We start from the raw sequence: 4,582 nt of genomic DNA, 5'->3' as shown, positions 1-4,582 counted from the left end.
TCACCGAGTCGGTCGCCGGGACGCCGCGCGCCGGGCGCTGCGGCGCGCGCAGGTCGAGCCCGCGCGCGCCGCACAGCAGCTCGATGGCGAGCACGTGCCGCACGTTGTGCACGACGCGCCGCAGCTTGAGCGCGGCCCCCATCGCCATCGGCACGACGTCCTCCTTGCTCCCGTCGGTCGGGATCGTGTCCACGCTCGCCGGGTGCGCCAGCGTCTTGCACTCGCTGGCCAGCGCGGCCGCGGTCACCTGGGCCATCATGTACCCCGACTCGACCCCCGGCTCGGCGGCGAGGAACGCCGGGAGCCCGTGGCTGAGGTCCGGGTGCACCAGCCGGTCGGTGCGGCGCTCGCTCATGACCGCGAGGTTGGTCAGCACGATCGCCAGCAGGTCGGCGGCCAGCGCGCCCGCCTGCCCGTGGAAGTTGCCGCCGCTGAGCATCGTCCCGTCGTCGAACACGAGCGGGTTGTCGGTCGCGGCGTTCAGCTCGCGCCCCAGCGAGCCGGCGGCGAAGCGCAGCGCGTCGAGCACGGGGCCGTGCACCTGCGGCATGCAGCGCAGCGCGTAGGCGTCCTGCACCCGCGGGTCGCCGGTGCGGTGCGACTCGCGGATCTCGCTGTCGGCCAGCAGCGCGCGCAGCAGCGCCGCGCTCTCGCGCTGCCCCGGCTGCCCGCGCACGTCGTGGATGCGCGCGTCGAAGGCGTCGGGGGTGCCCATCAGCGCCTCCAGCGTCATGGCGCCGGCGGCGTGCGCGGTCTGCCAGAGCGCCAGCGCGTCGGCCAGCGCGAGCGCGCCGACCGCGGTGTGCGCCTGCGTCCCGTTGATGAGCGCGAGCCCCTCCTTGGGCTCCAGCGTCAGCGGCGCGAGCCCGGCGGCCGCCAGCGCCTCGCCCCCCGGCCGCACGACGCCGCCGACCTCCGCCTCCCCCTCGCCGATCAGCACCAGCGCGAGGTGCGACAGCGGCGCGAGGTCGCCGCTGGCGCCGACGCTCCCCTGCTCGGGGACCACCGGGTGCACGCCGCGGGAGAGCATGCCGAGCAGCAGGTCGACCAGCTCCGGCCGGGCGCCCGAGTGCCCGCGGGCGAGCACGTTGGCCCGCAGCAGCAGCATCGCGCGCACCTCGCGCGTCGGCAGCGGCGCGCCGACGCCGGCCGCGTGGCTGCGCACCAGGTTCACCTGCAGCGCCCGCAGCTTGGGGCCGGGGATCGCGACCTCGGACAGCTTCCCGAAGCCGGTGGTGACGCCGTAGACCACCGCGTCGCGCGCCACGATGTCCTCGACCACGGCGCGGGTCGCCGCCATCCGCGCGCGCGCCTCCGGGGCGAGCCGCGCGCCCGCGCCGTCGGCCACCGCGCGGAGGCGGGCGAGCGTCAGCGCGCGCCCGTCGAGGAGCACTTCGGAGCCGTCCCTGCCGTCGTTCCCGGTCATGCGGGGAATGTCCACCCGCGACCCCGGTCAGGGGAAGGAGGCGGAGCCGCTCGGGTCGCGGAAGGTCTGCCGGTTGTAGTCGAACTTCAGGTCCGGCTGCGCCTTGAGCGCGACGAAGAAGTTGAACCCGAAGTTCCCGTTCGGCGACTGCGTGAAGGCGAACACCGCGCGCCAGTCGTGCAGCTCGCGCTGCAGCGTGACCTGGTTGCTGGCGAAGCCGCCGCGCTGCGCGTCGTAGGTCGTGGACCACTGGGCGGCCCACTTCTGCGTGATCGGGAAGCTCGTGTTGAGCGTCAGCGACTGCTGCGGCGGCGTCAGGAACACCGGCCCGCCGTACGTGGTCTGGCCGAGGGGCGTGCCGGGCTGCGGGTTCGCCTGCGCGTTGATGAGGCAGCGCTCGTACACGTAGGTCGGCTGGTTCACGAACGCCCGGCACTGCACCGTCGGGTCGGCCGCCACCGTGCCGCCGACGATGTCGGGGCGCTGCCGCGACGACGTGTACGAGACCGACGCCTGCCACCCCTGGCCGGTCGGCACGTCGAACTGCGCGTTGCGCGCCCCCTGCCCGGCCACCTGCTGCGCCACCGCCTGGCGCGAGAAGAAGGCGTCGCCCCCCGCCGCGGTCCCGGGGCGCCCCTGCGTCGGCGTCTGCGTCCCCGTGGTCGACGTGGGCTGCGTCCGCCGCCCGAAGAGCCGCGCGATCGTGCCGAAGATCGGCGAGTTCTGGTCGAGCGAGAAGGTGACGCCGGTCTCGGTCCGGTACGGCTTGAACACCGCCGTGTCGGTCACCGGGTCGCCCAGGAACAGCGAGTAGCGCGTGTTGAAGTCGAGCCCCGGGATGAGGTCGGAGCGCGCGCTGATCCCGAACGTCTGGTCGGTGAAGCCCCGCTTGCTGAACAGGCTCTTGCCGAGCGAGTCGGCGCGGACGAAGTCGAAGCTGAGCGGCGTGAAGTTGAGCGACAGCAGCCGCACCTTCGTCCCCTCGGCGACGGCCGACCCGCCGGCGTCGGTCCGCAGCGGCGTGCGCGTCGTGTCGCCGACGCCGCCCAGCGAGTCCGCCGGCGCGCCCGCGCTGTCCCCCGGGGCCGTCGTCGTGGGCTGCCCCGACGCGGGCTCGCTCGGCCGGCGCCCGCGCAGCTTGGCCTCGAGGTTCGACGACAGCTGGAGCGACACGCGGCTCTGCATCAGCGAGCCGAGGTAGCCCTGCGACGCGCGTCCGAGGGCGGCCAGGAACTCGTCGCTGACCTTGGCCGTCGGCGAGTAGCTGAACGAGATGACCGGGTTGATCGAGTGGCGGAACCGCTCGACGCGGCCGAAGCCCGGCGGGAAGGCGTAGAAGGTCGGCGACGCCGAGAGGCCGAACGAGGCGCGCTTGCGCTGCGCGACCCACCGCCCGCCGGACTGCTCCGAGCGCACGAAGAGCCCCGCCCCGCGGTCGCTCTCGACGTTGGAGAGGCTGACCGTGGGCGAGACGTTCCACGTCCCCTGGAGGAAGCGCGGCAGGTTGAACGACGTGTTCCAGTCCAGGTTCGACTGGAAGGTCTGCCGGAAGACGCGCGTCTCGCGGCTGGTGGTGTCACGCGGGTCGCGGAACACCGTGCGCGTCTGCGGGAAGTCCTCGACCGTCTCGGAGAACGAGAACGAGTTCGTCCAGTTGAAGTCGAAGATCTTCAGCGGCGACTCGACCCGGAGCTGCGTGCTGCGGCGCGCCGCGTTCACCGCGACGCTGTCGATCCGCCCCGACGCGTTCGGGCGCAGCAGGACGTTGAACTGCTGCCCCTGGTCGATGCGGAAGTTCTGCGAGTTCGACAGCGAGAGCGTCGGCGTCCAGGCGAAGTTCTCCCCGACCTCGATGGTGCGCGAGGTCAGGTTGACGTTCGGGAAGTCCTGGTCGACCTGGTCGCGCCCCGGGTACTGCTTGCGCGAGCCGCCGATGCTGAACGACATCGGGCCGAACCGGTCCTGGAAGTTCAGCTGCGACGCGATCGTCCCCAGCACGGCCGCCGGGTTGATGCTGTTCTGCCGCTGGACCGTGGTGTTCTGGACGTAGTTCAGGTTCGCCGAGAGGCGGCGCTGCTGGTTGAACGACTGCTCGTGCCCCAGCGAGATCGCCAGGTTGCGGTCGCCCGTGCGGTTGGCCGTGTACGACGCCGACAGCCGCCCCTGCAGGAAGCGGTCGATGACGCGGTAGCGCGCCTCGGCGTTGCCGCGGATCCACCCCGGGTCGAAGCCGTCGCCGCGCGAACCGCTGCGCCAGTCCAGCCACGCCGACGCGTCGGCGAAGTCGCCGAGGTTGAAGTAGTACCCCAGGTTCTCCAGCGACCGGCGGTACGACGGGCTGTTGCGGATCAGCTCCGCGACGCCGAAGCGCGGGGTGAGCAGCCCGCTGCGCCGCCCGCTCCGCATGTCCTGGAAGACGAACGGCAGCCACATCACCGGCACGTCGGCGATGTAGAGCACGGCCGGGCGCACGACCAGCAGGTTGCGCGTCACCATCTTGATGTCGCGCGCCTGGAAGTGGTAATGCGGGACCGTCTCGTTGCAGCTCGTGACCGAGCCGTCGCGGGCGAAAACGTAGCGCTTCCCCTCGACGATCGAATCGCTCACGAGGGCGCCGCGCTCGCCGGCGACGAACCAGGTCTCCCCTGACGTCACCGACGTCTGGAACTGCTCGATGGTGCCGCGCCGCTCGGCGAGGTAGTAGACGATGCGCCCGCGCACCGCCACGTCGGCCTGGTTCGGATCGCGCAGGAAGACCGTGTCCCCGCGGACCGAGTCCGGGCGGGCGACGATGATCTGCGTCGAGTCGTTGTACTCGACGGCGCTGCCGACGAGCAGCGTCTGGTCGCGCTGCACCGCCGCCGGCCTCCCCTCGAGCGAGAGGGTGCGGTCGCCCGCGCGGAAGCGGACCGTGTCGCCCTGGTAGCGGGTCGCCGTGAAGCCCGGGCGCTCCAGCAGCGCCGCCATCGTCGAGTCGGGCTGGAGGAACTTCACCAGCGCCGAGTCGGGGCGCGCCGCCTCGCCGGGACGGGCGCCGGCGCCGCGCCCGCCCGCGCCCCCCGGCACGCCGGGGAGCCCCGGGAGCCGCGGCTGGGCACTGAGCGGCGCGGCGGCGGCGAGCGCCGCCTGCACCGCGCGCGGGCGCGCGCTCACGCG

The 4,582-nt window shown here is 73.2% G+C and carries 2 protein-coding genes; both read right to left on the bottom strand.

The genetic code is table 11. The features are described from left to right. Positions 1–1,426 (bottom strand): histidine ammonia-lyase (hutH, locus tag PYV61_RS21325; protein ID WP_275835440.1); only part of this gene is annotated, 1,426 nt, incomplete at its 3' end. Between the two features lie 27 nt (positions 1,427–1,453). Next, positions 1,454–4,582 (bottom strand): putative LPS assembly protein LptD (locus tag PYV61_RS21320; protein ID WP_275835438.1); only part of this gene is annotated, 3,129 nt, incomplete at its 5' end.

The organism is Roseisolibacter sp. H3M3-2, from assembly GCF_029211165.1.
Taxonomy (GTDB): Bacteria; Gemmatimonadota; Gemmatimonadetes; order Gemmatimonadales; family Gemmatimonadaceae; genus Roseisolibacter.
The sequence above is the reverse complement of the archived record's forward strand: the minus strand, read 5'-3'. Positions and strand labels throughout refer to the sequence as shown.